We start from the raw sequence: 14,858 nt of genomic DNA on the forward strand, positions 1-14,858 counted from the left end.
CGATAAGACACGATAATAGCAGCATTGGCGATAACCCGTCTCCGACATAATTCAGCGGCATTCTGAGGGGGTATGATACGACGTAATTTATCGTAACGAAGTCACCTTTTCAGGAGTCCAAATTATGTCTTCGGATGCTGATGCTCACAAAGTGGGCCTAATCCCCGTCACCTTAATGGTATCGGGGAATATTATGGGTTCAGGGGTATTCTTACTCCCTGCCAACCTGGCGGCCACTGGCGGGATTGCAATCTACGGATGGCTGGTCACTATCATCGGCGCCCTGGCGCTGTCGATGGTTTATGCCAAAATGTCGTCCTTAGATCCCAGTCCCGGCGGTTCTTATGCCTACGCACGCCGCTGCTTCGGGCCGTTTTTGGGCTATCAAACGAACGTGCTGTACTGGCTGGCATGCTGGATCGGTAATATCGCGATGGTCGTTATCGGCGTCGGCTATCTGAGCTATTTCTTCCCAATTCTGAAAGATCCGCTGGTATTAACGCTTACCTGCGTCGCGGTGCTGTGGATTTTTGTTCTGCTGAACATCGTCGGGCCGAAAATGATTACCCGCGTACAGGCCGTCGCCACCGTACTGGCGCTGGTGCCTATCGTAGGGATTGCGGTCTTCGGCTGGTTCTGGTTTAAAGGCGAAACCTATATGGCGGCCTGGAACGTGAGCGGCATGAATACCTTCGGCGCGATTCAAAGCACGTTGAACGTTACGCTGTGGTCATTCATCGGGGTAGAAAGTGCCTCCGTTGCGGCCGGTGTGGTCAAAAACCCGAAACGCAATGTGCCTATCGCCACCATCGGCGGGGTACTGATCGCCGCCGTCTGCTATGTGCTCTCCACAACGGCGATTATGGGGATGATCCCCAACGCGGCGCTGCGCGTGTCGGCATCGCCTTTCGGTGACGCGGCGCGTATGGCGCTGGGCGATACCGCAGGGGCTATTGTTTCCTTCTGTGCGGCAGCGGGTTGCCTGGGCTCTCTCGGCGGCTGGACGCTGCTTGCCGGTCAAACCGCAAAAGCGGCGGCGGACGATGGTCTCTTCCCGCCAATCTTCGCACGGGTTAATAAAGCCGGTACGCCAGTGGCTGGGTTGCTTATCGTCGGCGTGCTGATGACTATCTTCCAGTTCAGCAGTATGTCGCCGAACGCCGCGAAAGAGTTTGGTCTGGTCTCCTCCGTGTCGGTTATCTTCACCCTGGTGCCTTATCTTTACACCTGTGCCGCGCTGTTGCTATTGGGCCACGGTCACTTTGGTAAAGCGCGCCCGCTGTATCTGCTGATCACCTTCGTCGCGTTTGTGTATTGCATCTGGGCGGTCATCGGTTCCGGCGCCAAAGAAGTGATGTGGTCGTTCGTCACGTTGATGGTGATCACCGCGCTGTATGCGTTGAATTACAACCGCATTCACAAAAACCCGTATCCGCTGGATGCGCCGGTTAAACAGGATTGACCACGTGTAGTTAATGTTATCGCAACAGGCCGGATAGCGCAGGTTATCCGGCCGCCACCAACATTAAGTTCTTAAGGTTCACTTAATTTTACTTTGTCACGATTAGCGTCACCGAATCGATGGACGCATCAACATGTTAAAGCGCTTTCTTAAAAGACCTGTTCTTGGGCAAATCGCCTGGCTTCTGCTTTTTTCCTTTTATATTGCCGTCTGCCTGAACATTGCGTTCTACAAGCAGGTACTACAAGACCTACCGTTAAACTCGCTGCGCAATGTGCTGGTGTTTATTTCCATGCCGGTCGTCGCGTTTAGCGTGGTCAATAGTGTGCTGACGCTGGCCTCATTTATTTGGCTAAACCGACTGCTGGCCTGCGTTTTTATTCTGGTCGGCGCTGCCGCGCAGTATTTTATTTTGACTTACGGCATCATCATCGATCGCTCCATGATCGCCAATATGATGGATACCACGCCCGCGGAAACCTTTGCGCTGATGACGCCGCAAATGGTGCTGACGCTGGGATTAAGCGGCGTTCTGGCAGCCGTGATTGCCTTCTGGGTCAAAATCCGTCCGGCGACGCCGCGCTTACGTAGCGGGCTTTACCGCCTGGCCAGCGTCCTGATCTCTATTTTATTAGTTATTCTGGTCGCCGCCTTTTTCTATAAAGATTACGCCTCGCTATTTCGAAATAATAAACAGTTGATCAAAGCGTTAAGCCCATCGAACAGTATTGTCGCCAGTTGGTCATGGTATTCGCATCAACGGCTGGCGAATTTGCCGCTGGTACGCATTGGCGAGGATGCCCATCGCAATCCATTAATGCTGAAAGGCGATCGCAAAAACCTGACGATTCTCATCGTTGGCGAAACCTCGCGCGGCGATGATTTCTCTCTTGGCGGCTATCCGCGCGACACCAATCCGCGGCTGGCGAAAGACGATGTGATCTATTTCCCGCATACCACCTCTTGCGGTACGGCGACCGCGATCTCCGTTCCCTGCATGTTTTCTGATATGCCGCGCAAACATTATGACGAAGAGCTGGCGCATCACCAGGAAGGGCTACTGGATATTATCCAGCGCGCGGGGATTAACGTACTGTGGAATGATAATGACGGCGGCTGTAAAGGCGCATGCGATCGCGTTCCGCATCAAAATGTCACCGAGCTAAACCTGCCCGGACAATGTATCGACGGCGAGTGCTACGATGAAGTGTTATTTCACGGTCTGGAAGACTATATCGACCATTTGAAAGGCGATGGCGTTATTGTATTACATACCATCGGCAGCCACGGCCCAACCTATTACAACCGTTATCCACCGCAGTTTAAAAAATTTACCCCAACCTGTGACACTAACGAAATTCAGAACTGTTCCCAACAGCAGTTGATCAACACCTATGATAATACCGTGCTGTACGTGGACTATATTGTAGATAAAGCCATTAACCTGCTGAAATCTCATCAGGATAAATTCACCACCAGCCTGGTCTATCTTTCCGATCACGGCGAATCATTGGGTGAAAATGGCGTTTATTTACACGGTTTGCCGTATTCCATTGCGCCGGATACGCAAAAACATGTCCCGATGCTCATTTGGCTTTCTAAAGATTATCAACAGCGTTATCAGGTGGATCAGGCCTGCCTGCAAAAACGGGCGAGCACGCTGGATTATTCACAGGACAATCTTTTCTCAACCATGCTGGGATTAACCGGCGTACAAACGACGTATTACCAGGCCGCAGATGATATTCTGCAACCGTGCAGGAGACTAAGCGAATGAAGATACTGATTGTTGAAGACGACACGCTATTATTACAGGGGTTAATACTCGCCGCGCAAACCGAAGGCTATGCGTGTGATGGCGTTTCGACAGCGCGTGCCGCCGAGCATAGTCTGGAGTCTGGTCATTACAGTCTGATGGTGCTGGATTTAGGGCTGCCCGATGAGGATGGCCTGCATTTCCTGACGCGAATCCGACAGAAAAAATATACCCTGCCGGTACTCATTCTGACCGCCCGCGATACGCTCAACGATCGCATTACCGGGCTGGATGTCGGCGCAGATGATTATCTGGTTAAACCCTTCGCCCTGGAGGAGTTGCACGCCCGCATCCGCGCGCTGCTGCGCCGCCATAATAATCAGGGTGAAAGTGAACTGACGGTTGGCAATCTGACGCTCAATATAGGCCGCCATCAGGCATGGAGGGATGGACAGGAACTGACCCTGACGCCTAAGGAGTACGCGCTGCTCTCACGGTTGATGCTCAAGGCAGGCAGTCCGGTGCACCGGGAAATTCTTTATAACGATATCTACAACTGGGATAACGAACCCTCGACCAACACTCTGGAAGTGCATATACATAATTTGCGCGACAAAGTCGGCAAGTCGCGCATTCGCACGGTTCGCGGGTTTGGCTACATGCTGGTTGCCACTGAGGAAAGCTAAGTGAGCCTGATGCGTTTTCAGCGAAGAGCGATGACCCTTCGCCAGCGTTTAATGCTGACAATTGGTCTTATTCTGCTGGTGTTCCAGTTAATCAGTACCTTCTGGTTATGGCATGAAAGCACTGAGCAAATCCAATTGTTCGAGCAGGCGCTACGGGATAATCGCAATAACGATCGCCATATCATGCACGAAATTCGCGAGGCGGTCGCCAGCCTGATCGTCCCCGGCGTATTTATGGTTAGCCTGACGCTGCTAATTTGTTACCAGGCAGTACGGCGTATTACCCGTCCGCTCGCCGAACTGCAAAAAGAGCTGGAAGCACGGACGGCGGATAATCTGGCGCCGATCGCCATTCACAGCTCCACGCTTGAGATTGAGTCCGTCGTCTCGGCGATCAATCAACTGGTTACGCGTTTGACCACCACGCTCGACAATGAACGCCTTTTTACCGCCGATGTGGCCCATGAGCTACGCACGCCGCTGTCGGGGGTGCGTTTGCACCTGGAATTATTGTCAAAAACCCACAATGTTGATGTCGCGCCGCTTATCGCCCGTCTTGACCAGATGATGGATAGCGTCTCCCAGCTTCTGCAACTGGCGCGCGTGGGCCAGTCATTCTCTTCCGGGAATTATCAGGAAGTAAAACTGCTGGAAGATGTGATCCTCCCCTCCTACGATGAGCTGAACACCATGCTGGAAACGCGCCAGCAAACTCTGTTGCTGCCGGAAAGCGCGGCGGACGTGGTAGTGCGCGGTGACGCGACGTTACTGCGTATGCTGCTGCGAAATCTGGTGGAAAACGCGCATCGCTATAGCCCTGAAGGAACCCATATCACTATCCACATTAGCGCCGACCCCGACGCTATTATGGCGGTCGAAGACGAGGGGCCGGGTATTGATGAAAGCAAATGCGGGAAGCTAAGCGAAGCGTTCGTGCGGATGGACAGCCGTTATGGCGGAATTGGCCTGGGGCTGAGTATCGTCAGCCGCATCACCCAGCTACATCAGGGACAGTTTTTCCTGCAAAACCGTACGGAAAGAACAGGCACCCGTGCCTGGGTGCTGTTGAAAAAGGCATAACAGGCGTTTAATACGTCGTGACCCACACATAGATAAAACTGCTGACAATCAGCACACTACACAGGGTCGTCAAACTTTTATAAATATAGCTTTTCATGACGCTCTCCTCCAAAGGTATGGAGGAGAGTATGCCCGCGAGAGATTAAGCGAACCTTAAGCGCGAAATTTATTCATCGATACGCGGATGTTGCTGTACCAGACGCGAACGTTTGACCTGCAGCTCCGCAATTTCCTGATCGATGTCGTCGATTTTCTGCTCAATATTATCGTAATGCTCGCCCAGAATTTCCTTCGCTTCCTGGATGTCCGACGCCGCTGGCGTTGCGCCTTTTAGCGGACGATTGGCCGTCTCTTTCATGGAAATACCGGTAACCAAGCCTATCACCGCGATGACCATCAAATAATACGCCGGCATCATCAGATCCTGCGAGCTTTCCACCAGCCAGGCCGCCAGCGTTGGCGTCAGACCGGCAATCAATACAGAGATATTAAAAGCCGCCGCCAACGCGCTGTAACGAATATGCGTCGGAAACATCGCCGGCAATGTCGAGGCCATCACCCCGGTAAAGCAGTTCAGAATCACCGCCAGCATCAACAAACCGGCAAAAATCAGGCCAATAACGTTACTGTTAATCAGGATGAAGGCCGGGATCGCCAGCGCAAACAGCGCAATGCTGCCCATAATCACAAACGGACGACGACCGAAACGATCGCTCAGCAGCCCCATCACCGGCTGCACAAACAGCATCCCGATCATAATGGCGATGATAATCAACACGCCGTGATCTTCAGAATAGTGCAGGTTATGCGACAGGTAGCTCGGCATGTAGGTGAGTAGCATGTAGTAGGTCACGTTGGTGGCAATCACCAGACCGATACATGACAACAGGCTACGCCAGTGTTTGGTGGCAATCTCTTTAAAGGAGACTTTCGGCCCATCCTGCAACCCTTCGCGGTCGCCCTGCTCCAGTTTATCCACGTGCTGCTGAAACGCTGGCGTCTCTTCCAGCGCATGGCGTAAGTAGAGACCAATAATTCCCAATGGCAGGGCGATAAAAAACGGAATACGCCAGCCCCACTCCAGGAAATTCTCCTCGCCGACAATCGTCGAGATTAAGACCACCACGCCCGCGCCCAGCACGAACCCGGCGATGGAACCAAAATCCAGCCAGCTTCCCATAAATCCGCGTTTACGATCCGGCGAATATTCCGCGACAAAGATCGACGCGCCGGTATATTCCCCGCCAACCGAGAAGCCCTGCGCCATTTTACACAGCAACAACAGTATTGGCGCCCAGATACCGATCGTCGCGTAAGAGGGGATTAACCCGATACAGAAGGTACTGATCGACATAATCACAATCGTGATCGCCAGGATCTTCTGGCGCCCGTATTTATCGCCGAGCATACCAAAGAATAACCCGCCGAGCGGACGAATCAGGAAGGGAACGGAAAACGTGGCCAGCGCGGCAATCATCTGGACGCTGGGATCGGCGCCGGGGAAAAAGACTTTACCCAACGCGTAGGCAACAAATCCATAAACACCAAAATCAAACCACTCCATCGCGTTGCCCAGCGAGGCGGCGGTAATCGCTTTGCGAAGTTTACCATCATCAATGATGGTCACATCGCCCAGTGTAATCGGTTTTATTTTTTTCCTTTTCAGCATAGCTGTCCTCATAGGCTAAGCCCTGTAGCGCTATATACGGCGGGCACTGGCATACCGCGCCAGCGTCGCCGTCGAGCGGAGGGAGGGGCGCGAACGCTATCCCTCATACAAGCGTAGCAGGTTTACTTACACTGTCCGGTTACGGACTGTACAACCGAACCTGTTGACGCCTGAATGGGCAGTTAATGACCTTTTTACCCTAACAGGGTTTAAATATGTGATCAACTTCACACATATATGTCAATTCGGTCAAAAGGTGTAAATAAGGACGCCCCAATGCGCTGTGGTGACAGTAAAAAAGCGGTTATTTGAGTGTAAACCATTGCTGACTGGCGTGGCGCAGACCCTTTTATAAAAGCGGCAATAGTCCCGACAACGCTAAGGATTTTGTGTATAATTGCGGCCTTTTTCGGCGATCTGCCATTTTTGGGCGCGTTTGCCCCCGCTGACTTTTTGAGGATACCAACATGTCATTACCCCACTGCCCGCAATGTAACTCCGAATATACCTACGAAGATAACGGCATGTTCATCTGCCCGGAATGCGCTCACGAATGGAACGATGCGGAACCCGCTCAGGAGAGCGATGAGCTGATTGTCAAAGACGCCAACGGCAACCTGCTGGCGGACGGCGATAGCGTCACCATCGTGAAAGATCTGAAAGTAAAAGGCAGCTCTTCCATGCTGAAAATCGGCACCAAAGTGAAGAATATTCGTCTGGTTGAAGGCGACCATAACATCGACTGCAAAATCGATGGTTTTGGCCCGATGAAACTGAAATCCGAGTTCGTGAAAAAGAACTGATTTACCGTGTCATTGCCCGGTAGCGCCTTGCTTACCGGGCCTGAGCGGCCCTGCCACCGACAATATTGTGCCAATTTCGAACTACACTTAACGAGCATCTCTTACCTGAGGTAACCATCATGCCGTTAAGTCCCTATCTCTCTTTTGCCGGCAACTGTGCCGACGCCATCGCGTATTATCAACAAACGTTAGGCGCAGAACTGCTTTATAAACTCAGCTTCGGTGAAATGCCCCCCTCGGCGGCGGATAACGAAGAGGGTTGCCCGTCAGGAATGCGCTTTCCCGATACTGCTATCGCCCACGCCAACATGCGCATTGCCGGCAGCGATATCATGATGAGTGATGCCAGCGCGTCGGGAACGGCGCATTATTCCGGCTTTACGCTGGTGCTTGATACCCAGGATGTAGCAGAAGGGAAGCGCTGGTTTGATAACCTTGCCGCACAAGGGAAAATCGAAATGGACTGGCAGGAGACCTTCTGGGCACAGGGTTTCGGCAAGGTCAGCGATCGTTTCGGTGTGCCGTGGATGATTAACGTGATTAAACATCAGCCTGCCACCTAACTCCCCGGGAGGCTCGCCCTCCCCCTTGCCATCAGAGTGATCTTTGGCTGCACGTTATCCGCCGTTTAACTGCCATAGAATAAATAATGACGGTAGTTTGCTACAGTCTGGCGAAAGATGGTTGATCCTGATGAAGCGTCGGGAGGACATTATGTCAGTCTGTGAATTACGCCACGCGACAACAGAGGATACCGATTCTGTTTACGCGCTTATCTGTGAGTTACTTAAAAATGAGCTTGATTATCAGGCTTTCAGAGATGGGTTCGCCGCTAATTTACTGGACCCCAACCTTCATTATCGTTTAGCGCTACGCAACGGAGAGGTAGTCGGCATGATCAGCCTGCATATGCAGTTTCATCTCCATCATGCCAACTGGATTGGCGAAATTCAGGAGCTGGTGGTATTACCGCCGATGCGGGGACAAAAAATTGGCAGTCAGCTTCTGGCCTGGGCAGAAGAAGAAGCACGTCAGGCGGGCGCCGAGCTAACGGAGCTTTCCACAAATATTAAACGCCGCGATGCACACCGTTTTTATCTTCGCGAAGGTTACAAGCAAAGTCATTTTCGGTTTACGAAAGCATTGTGATCTGGCAGCCGTCATCGGGAGATAAGACATAACGTAATCAACCGTCACCGGGTGAAGTAGCGGAGCCATCTTAATTCTACTGTCGGCAAGCCTGGATAAAGGTTAAACGAGCTGACTCGCTTCTTTAGCAAAAATGGCCCTTTTAAGTTGTAGAAATGTAAATTTATTGTCAACGAACTACACTTTTCTCTTTGGCATCACCGGGAGGGTTGCCTGAAAATCCCGGGATGAGGTTTTCTTAGAAGGACAGTGACGTTATGTTCGCAGCAATCATTATCGGTATTTTTATTATCAGCGTCATTTATGCGCATTCACGCGGTGTGGAAAAACAAAAACTTTCCCGTCAACTCTTTGACCACTCGACGTTTATGGCGCCGATCAATATGTTCATGACTCGCTTCTCAACGTTACCGGCAAAGCAGCCGTACTTTGATACCACGGCATTTCCAGAGCTGCAGAAGCTGACGGAAAACTGGCAGGTGATTCGTGAAGAGGCGCTACGGCTTCAGCATCACATAAAAGCCGCGCAGTCCAATAACGACGCCGGATTCAACACCTTTTTCAAGCGCGGCTGGAAACGGTTTTACCTTAAATGGTATTCCGATGCCCACCCGTCGGCGGAAACGTTATGCCCGATAACGACAAAGCTGGTCAACAGCATCCCCTCTATTAAAGCGGCGATGTTCGCCGAGTTGCCTCCCGGAGCCTATCTGGGAAAACATCGCGACCCCTATGCCGGTTCAGTACGTTACCATCTTGGATTAAGCACACCGAATGACGACCGCTGTTTTATTGAAGTTGATCGACAGCGCCATAGCTGGCGCGACGGCGAAGCCGTCATCTTCGACGAAACCTACGTTCATTGGGCGGAAAATAAAACTGAGCAGACGCGTATTATCCTCTTTTGCGATATTGAGCGCCCAATGAAATGGCGCTGGGCGCAGAGCGTAAACCACTGGGTCGGCGCATCGTTGATGTCCGCCGCCAGTTCGCCAAACGACGAGAACGATCGCACCGGTGCGATTAATCGCATCTTTAAATACGTTCACGCAGCACGCGATGCCGGGCAACGGCTGAAAAAGAAAAACCGCACTCTCTATTACGCACTGAAATATCTCGTTATTGCCGCTATTTTTGCCGCGATAATCCTTTTCAGCCTCCTCTGAAGCCGGGCCGCGGTATGGAACTGCCTGCCGCGGCCTGTTCTATCCTGGCGTTAGTCTCAAAGCGTTCCCTGGCCTTGAGTCTATCCATCCGGGTAATTTCCACTTCAGGCAGAGCAGATTGCCGGATGGCGGCTCCGCCCTATCTGGCCTGCGCTCCGCGTTTCTCCCCATAATAAATGTCATGCGGTATTTTCTTTCGACACGTCAAAACTGACGATAGCCTGTTTTTCGTCAGGGTTTTGAGCAAAATTCGCCCGTAATATCAGGGAAAGCCCATACTAAAAAAGTGGCATAAAACATGCATACTGAGGGCGACAGCGCGTATGCGCGATTTGATTAACTGGAGCGAAACCGATGAAAAAAGTCGTCACGGTTTGCCCGTATTGCGCATCAGGTTGCAAAATCAATCTGGTGGTCGATAACGGCAAAATCGTCCGGGCTGAGGCGGCGCAGGGGAAAACCAACCAGGGTACCCTGTGTCTGAAGGGCTACTACGGCTGGGATTTTATTAATGATACCCAGATCCTGACCCCGCGCCTGAAAACCCCAATGATCCGTCGCCAGCGTGGCGGCAAACTGGAATCTGTTTCCTGGGATGAAGCGCTCAATTACGTCGCTGAACGTTTGAGCGCCATCAAAGCGAAGTACGGTCCGGATGCAATCCAGACAACCGGCTCCTCTCGCGGTACCGGAAATGAAACCAACTATGTAATGCAAAAATTCGCACGCGCCGTTATTGGTACCAATAACGTTGACTGCTGCGCTCGCGTCTGACACGGCCCATCGGTTGCAGGTCTGCACCAATCGGTCGGTAACGGCGCAATGAGTAATGCGATTAACGAAATTGATAACACTGATTTAGTGTTCGTCTTCGGGTATAACCCGGCGGATTCCCACCCTATCGTGGCGAATCATGTGATTAACGCTAAACGCAACGGGGCGAAAATTATCGTCTGCGATCCGCGCAAAATTGAAACCGCGCGCATTGCCGACATGCATATCGCGTTGAAAAACGGCTCGAATATCGCGCTGCTCAACGCCATGGGGCATGTCATTATTGAAGAAAACCTGTACGACAAAGCGTTTGTCGCCAGCCGTACCGAAGGTTTTGAAGAGTACAGTAAGATTGTCGAAGGCTATACGCCAGAGTCCGTCGAAGAGATCACTGGCGTGAGCGCACAGGAAATTCGTCAGGCGGCGCGGATGTATGCCAGCGCGAAAAGCGCAGCGATCTTGTGGGGGATGGGCGTCACCCAGTTCTATCAGGGTGTGGAAACCGTGCGTTCACTGACCAGCCTCGCGATGCTGACCGGCAACCTCGGCAAGCCAAGCGCGGGCGTTAACCCGGTTCGCGGCCAGAACAACGTTCAGGGCGCGTGCGATATGGGCGCGCTGCCGGATACTTATCCGGGCTACCAGTACGTTAAGTTCCCGGAAAACCGCGAGAAGTTCGCTAAAGCCTGGGGCGTAGAAAGTCTGCCTGCGCATACCGGCTATCGCATCAGCGAGCTGCCGCACCGTGCGGCGCATGGCGAAGTGCGCGCGGCGTACATTATGGGTGAAGATCCGCTGCAAACCGATGCGGAACTCTCTGCAGTACGTAAAGCGTTTGAGGATCTGGAACTGGTCATCGTGCAGGATATCTTCATGACCAAAACCGCGTCAGCGGCGGATGTGATTTTACCCTCCACCTCCTGGGGCGAGCATGAAGGCGTCTTCTCTGCGGCTGACCGTGGCTTCCAGCGCTTCTTTAAAGCCGTTGAACCGAAGTGGGACCTGAAAACCGACTGGCAGATTATCAGTGAAATCGCCACCCGGATGGGCTATCCGATGCACTACAACAACACCCAGGAGATCTGGGATGAGTTGCGTCATCTGTGCCCGGATTTCTACGGCGCCACTTACGAGAAAATGGGCGAGCTGGGCTATATCCAGTGGCCGTGCCGCGACACGTCGGATGCCGATCAGGGAACCTCGTACCTCTTTAAAGAGAAGTTCGATACCCCCAACGGTCTGGCGCAGTTCTTCACCTGCGACTGGGTAGCGCCTATCGATAAGCTCACCGAAGAGTACCCGCTGGTACTGTCGACGGTGCGCGAAGTCGGCCACTACTCCTGCCGCTCAATGACCGGTAACTGTGCGGCGCTGGCCGCGCTGGCCGATGAACCGGGCTATGCGCAAATCAATACCGCCGACGCCGCGCGTCTGGGCATTGAAGATGAAGCGCTGGTGTGGGTTCATTCGCGCAAAGGTAAAATCATCACCCGCGCGCAGGTCAGCGATCGCCCGAACAAAGGGGCGATTTACATGACCTACCAGTGGTGGATTGGCGCCTGTAACGAGCTGGTGACTGAAAACCTCAGCCCGATTACCAAAACGCCGGAGTACAAATACTGCGCCGTACGCGTTGAGCCGATCGCCGATCAGCGAGCCGCCGAGCAGTATGTGATTGATGAGTACAACAAGCTGAAAACCCGCCTGCGCGAAAGCGCAATGGGTTGATCTGCCGGATGGCGGCATCAGAATGCTTTATTCGGCCTGCGTCTACTGTAGGCCTGATAAGATGCATTAGCATCGCCATCAGGCATTTTCCCTATAACAGCCTCCGTCCGGAGGCTGTTTTTTTATCCATACGATCTCTTTATACTGTCTTTTCCGTACCCTAAATAAAATTCAAAATGAAACTACTTCTTGCATTGATGTTGTTTATGACATTCTTTGCCCATGCCGCAGATCCTGAGCCGGGTAGCCAGTATTTGCAGGCAGCAGAGGCAGGTGACAGACGCGCACAATATTTTCTGGCCGACAGTTGGTTGAGCTATGGCGATTTGAACAAAGCTGAATACTGGGCGCAAAAAGCCGCCGACAGTGGCGACGCCGACGCCTGCGCGCTACTGGCGCAAATCAAAATCACTAATCCGGTAAGCCTGGATTATCCCGACGCGAAAAAGCTGGCTGAAAAGGCGGCTAACGCGGGCAGTAAAGCGGGAGAAATTACGCTGGCGCGGATCCTGGTCAACACCCAGGCCGGGCGCCCGGACTACCCAAAAGCCATCTCGCTGCTGCAAAAGGCCTCTGAAGATCTGGATAACGACTCCGCGGTGGATGCGCAAATGTTGCTTGGCCTGATTTACGCCAACGGCGTGGGCATTGCCGCCGATGATGAAAAAGCCGCCTGGTATTTCAAACGCAGTTCCGCCATTTCCCGTACCGGCTATTCAGAATACTGGGCGGGAATGATGTTTTTAAACGGTGAACCGGGCTTTATTGAAAAGAACAAGCAGAAGGCGTTGCACTGGTTGAATCTAAGCTGTCTGGAAGGGTTTGATACCGGTTGCGAAGAGTTCGAAACGCTAACAAATGGCTGATGTTTATTGTCGGATGAACGTAGTCGTTGTAGGCCTGATAAGCGTAGCGCCATCAGGCAACCCGGAGCAGGTTGTCGGATGGCAGCGTGAACGCCTTATCCGGCCTACATTCTCTTTCGCTGTAGGCCGGATAAGCAAAGCGCCATCCGGCAATCCGTTATTGGGCGGTCTTATCAAATTTGCCCAGCACGTCGCGCTCGTAGGCCAGCGCTTTTTTGCGGTCAAACTTGTGTTCCCACTTGGCGATCACCAGCACCGCCAGCGCATTCCCCACCACATTTAGCGCAGTACGCGCCATGTCGAGGATACGGTCGACACCGGCGATAAACGCCAGCCCTTCCAGCGGAATGCCCACGCTGCCCAGCGTCGCCAGTAACACCACGAAGGAAACGCCAGGCACGCCGGCAATCCCTTTCGACGTCACCATCAGCGTCAGCACCAGTACAATTTCCTGCCACAGCGACAGGTCGATACCGTATAGCTGCGCGATAAAAATGGCGGCGATGCTCTGGTATAACGTGGAGCCGTCGAGGTTAAATGAGTAACCGGTCGGTACCACGAAACTGGTGATAGAGGCTGGCGCGCCGTAAGCTTCCATCTTCTCGATAATGCGCGGCAGTACGCTCTCGGAGCTGGCAGTCGAGTACGCCAGAATCAATTCATCTTTCAGAATGCGAATCAGAATCCAGATACTTAACCCGCACAGGCGCGCCACGATGCCCAGCACTACAAGCGCAAAGAAGATAATGGCAAAGTGTACCAGCAGCACCAGTTTCGCCAGCGGCCACAGCGACGCGAAACCAAAATTCGCCACCGTGACGGCGATCAGCGCAAAAACGCCCACTGGCGCATAGCGCATCACCATATGGGTGACTTTAAACATGGTCTCAGAGATGGAACGAAATACCGTCACCAGCGGTTCGCGGTGCGTTGCCGGCAGGGATGACAACCCCAGCCCAAACAGGACCGAGAAAAAGATAATTGGCAGCATATCCCCTTTGGCCATCGATGCGATGATATTGGTCGGCACCAGCGACAGTATCGTCCCCATCAGCCCATGCGCATGACTTTGTACTTCCGCCGTGGTGTTCTGGTATTTCGAAATATCGACGGTCGCCAGTTGCGACATATCAATGCCTGAGCCTGGCTGAAAGACATTCGCCAGCGTAATGCCGAGGATAATCGCCACCGTAGTGATCAGTTCAAAATAGAGAATGGTTTTGGCGCCGATACGGCCTAGCTGTTTTGCATCGCCAACGCCGGCGATGCCGACAATCAGAGTCGAGATCACGATCGGCACGACGATCATTTTAATCAGATGGATAAAGATATCGCCAGCAGGCGACAGCAGGTTGGCAATCAGCCATTCACGACTGTCACTGTGATAATGCAGATAGCTGCCCAACAGAATGCCCAGCACCATAGCCAGCAAAATTTGCCAGGCCAGGCTGACTTTCAAATTTTTCATAACAACAGACTTCCTCGATGAAGCGTTGCTCTCCGCCGAAAGCATGAGAGCAATACATACTGAAAGGGTATGATTTGTGTTGCGTTGGTTTGTAGAGTTTTTTAACGCGCATAATCAGTATCATTTGCATAGCGTCTTGCGCAACCCTTTCATAACAGGGCTTTTGGCTGTTTTTATGCATAATAACGCGAGTTTATGGCGTTAATGATGAATAACTATTTGTTATGGAAAGTTTTTTACTTCGTCAAAAA

General features: G+C 52.4%; 13 protein-coding genes. 10 read left to right on the forward strand and 3 right to left on the reverse strand.

The genetic code is table 11. The features are described from left to right. Positions 1 to 124 precede the first annotated feature (124 nt). The 4 genes from adiC to pmrB all read left to right on the forward strand — a co-directional run bounded on the left by adiC (position 125) and on the right by pmrB (position 4,984). Positions 125 to 1,462 carry an arginine/agmatine antiporter gene (gene adiC, locus J4617_RS12630; RefSeq protein ID WP_000093130.1) on the forward strand — a complete coding sequence of 446 codons (1,338 nt, stop codon included), beginning with the start codon at positions 125 to 127 and terminating at the stop codon, positions 1,460 to 1,462. Between the two features lie 133 nt (positions 1,463 to 1,595). Beyond that, the gene (gene eptA / locus J4617_RS12635) at positions 1,596 to 3,239 is read left to right on the forward strand and encodes a phosphoethanolamine transferase EptA (protein ID WP_000919290.1); all 1,644 of its coding nucleotides are present in this window, start codon (positions 1,596 to 1,598) and stop codon (positions 3,237 to 3,239) included. Next, a complete protein-coding gene (gene pmrA, locus J4617_RS12640) occupies positions 3,236 to 3,904 on the forward strand; it encodes a two-component system response regulator PmrA (protein ID WP_000697899.1) in 669 nt (222 codons plus the stop codon). The genes eptA and pmrA overlap by 4 nt, the downstream gene beginning before the upstream one ends. A gap of 9 nt (positions 3,905 to 3,913) precedes the next feature. After that, entirely contained in the window at positions 3,914 to 4,984 is a 1,071-nt protein-coding gene (gene pmrB, locus J4617_RS12645; RefSeq protein WP_001212189.1) for a two-component system sensor histidine kinase PmrB, read from the forward strand. Positions 4,985 to 4,991: 7 nt separating this feature from the next. On the opposite strand, the gene pmrR is transcribed toward pmrB, so the two are convergent. Together pmrR and proP are read right to left on the reverse strand one after the other, a co-directional pair. After that, positions 4,992 to 5,081, reverse strand: coding sequence for an LpxT activity modulator PmrR (gene pmrR / locus J4617_RS12650; RefSeq protein WP_000844399.1), 90 nt, complete (start codon positions 5,079 to 5,081; stop codon positions 4,992 to 4,994). 69 nt (positions 5,082 to 5,150) lie between these two features. Beyond that, entirely contained in the window at positions 5,151 to 6,653 is a 1,503-nt protein-coding gene (proP, locus tag J4617_RS12655; RefSeq protein WP_000919711.1) for a glycine betaine/L-proline transporter ProP, read from the reverse strand. A 467-nt stretch (positions 6,654 to 7,120) separates the two neighbouring features. Between proP and J4617_RS12660 the strand changes: the two genes are divergently transcribed. From J4617_RS12660 to yjcO, 6 genes are all read left to right on the forward strand, one after another. Continuing rightward, positions 7,121 to 7,456, forward strand: coding sequence for a zinc ribbon domain-containing protein YjdM (locus J4617_RS12660; RefSeq protein ID WP_000056482.1), 336 nt, complete (start codon positions 7,121 to 7,123; stop codon positions 7,454 to 7,456). A 119-nt stretch (positions 7,457 to 7,575) separates the two neighbouring features. After that, positions 7,576 to 8,019, forward strand: coding sequence for a VOC family metalloprotein YjdN (yjdN, locus tag J4617_RS12665; RefSeq protein ID WP_017465942.1), 444 nt, complete (start codon positions 7,576 to 7,578; stop codon positions 8,017 to 8,019). Between the two features lie 151 nt (positions 8,020 to 8,170). After that, positions 8,171 to 8,605: an aminoalkylphosphonate N-acetyltransferase gene (gene phnO, locus J4617_RS12670; protein WP_017465941.1), complete on the forward strand. Its 435-nt coding sequence runs from the start codon at positions 8,171 to 8,173 to the stop codon at positions 8,603 to 8,605. Positions 8,606 to 8,862: 257 nt separating this feature from the next. Next, a complete protein-coding gene (gene lpxO, locus J4617_RS12675; protein ID WP_000457035.1) occupies positions 8,863 to 9,771 on the forward strand; it encodes a lipid A hydroxylase LpxO in 909 nt (302 codons plus the stop codon). A 354-nt stretch (positions 9,772 to 10,125) separates the two neighbouring features. Continuing rightward, positions 10,126 to 12,273, forward strand: a complete 2,148-nt coding sequence (locus J4617_RS12680; protein ID WP_001575298.1) for a formate dehydrogenase H subunit alpha, selenocysteine-containing — start codon at positions 10,126 to 10,128, stop codon at positions 12,271 to 12,273. A 176-nt stretch (positions 12,274 to 12,449) separates the two neighbouring features. Then, entirely contained in the window at positions 12,450 to 13,139 is a 690-nt protein-coding gene (yjcO, locus tag J4617_RS12685) for a Sel1 family TPR-like repeat protein YjcO (protein ID WP_000771454.1), read from the forward strand. Between the two features lie 157 nt (positions 13,140 to 13,296). Here yjcO and gltP read toward each other — a convergent pair whose 3' ends face one another. Further along, positions 13,297 to 14,607 (reverse strand): glutamate/aspartate:proton symporter GltP, encoded by a 1,311-nt coding sequence (gene gltP / locus J4617_RS12690; RefSeq protein WP_000793278.1) that lies wholly within the window; start codon positions 14,605 to 14,607, stop codon positions 13,297 to 13,299. Positions 14,608 to 14,858 lie beyond the last annotated feature (251 nt).

It is taken from the genome of Salmonella sp. 32010601201800023SM (assembly GCF_017572235.1).
GTDB lineage: Bacteria > Pseudomonadota > Gammaproteobacteria > Enterobacterales > Enterobacteriaceae > Salmonella > Salmonella enterica.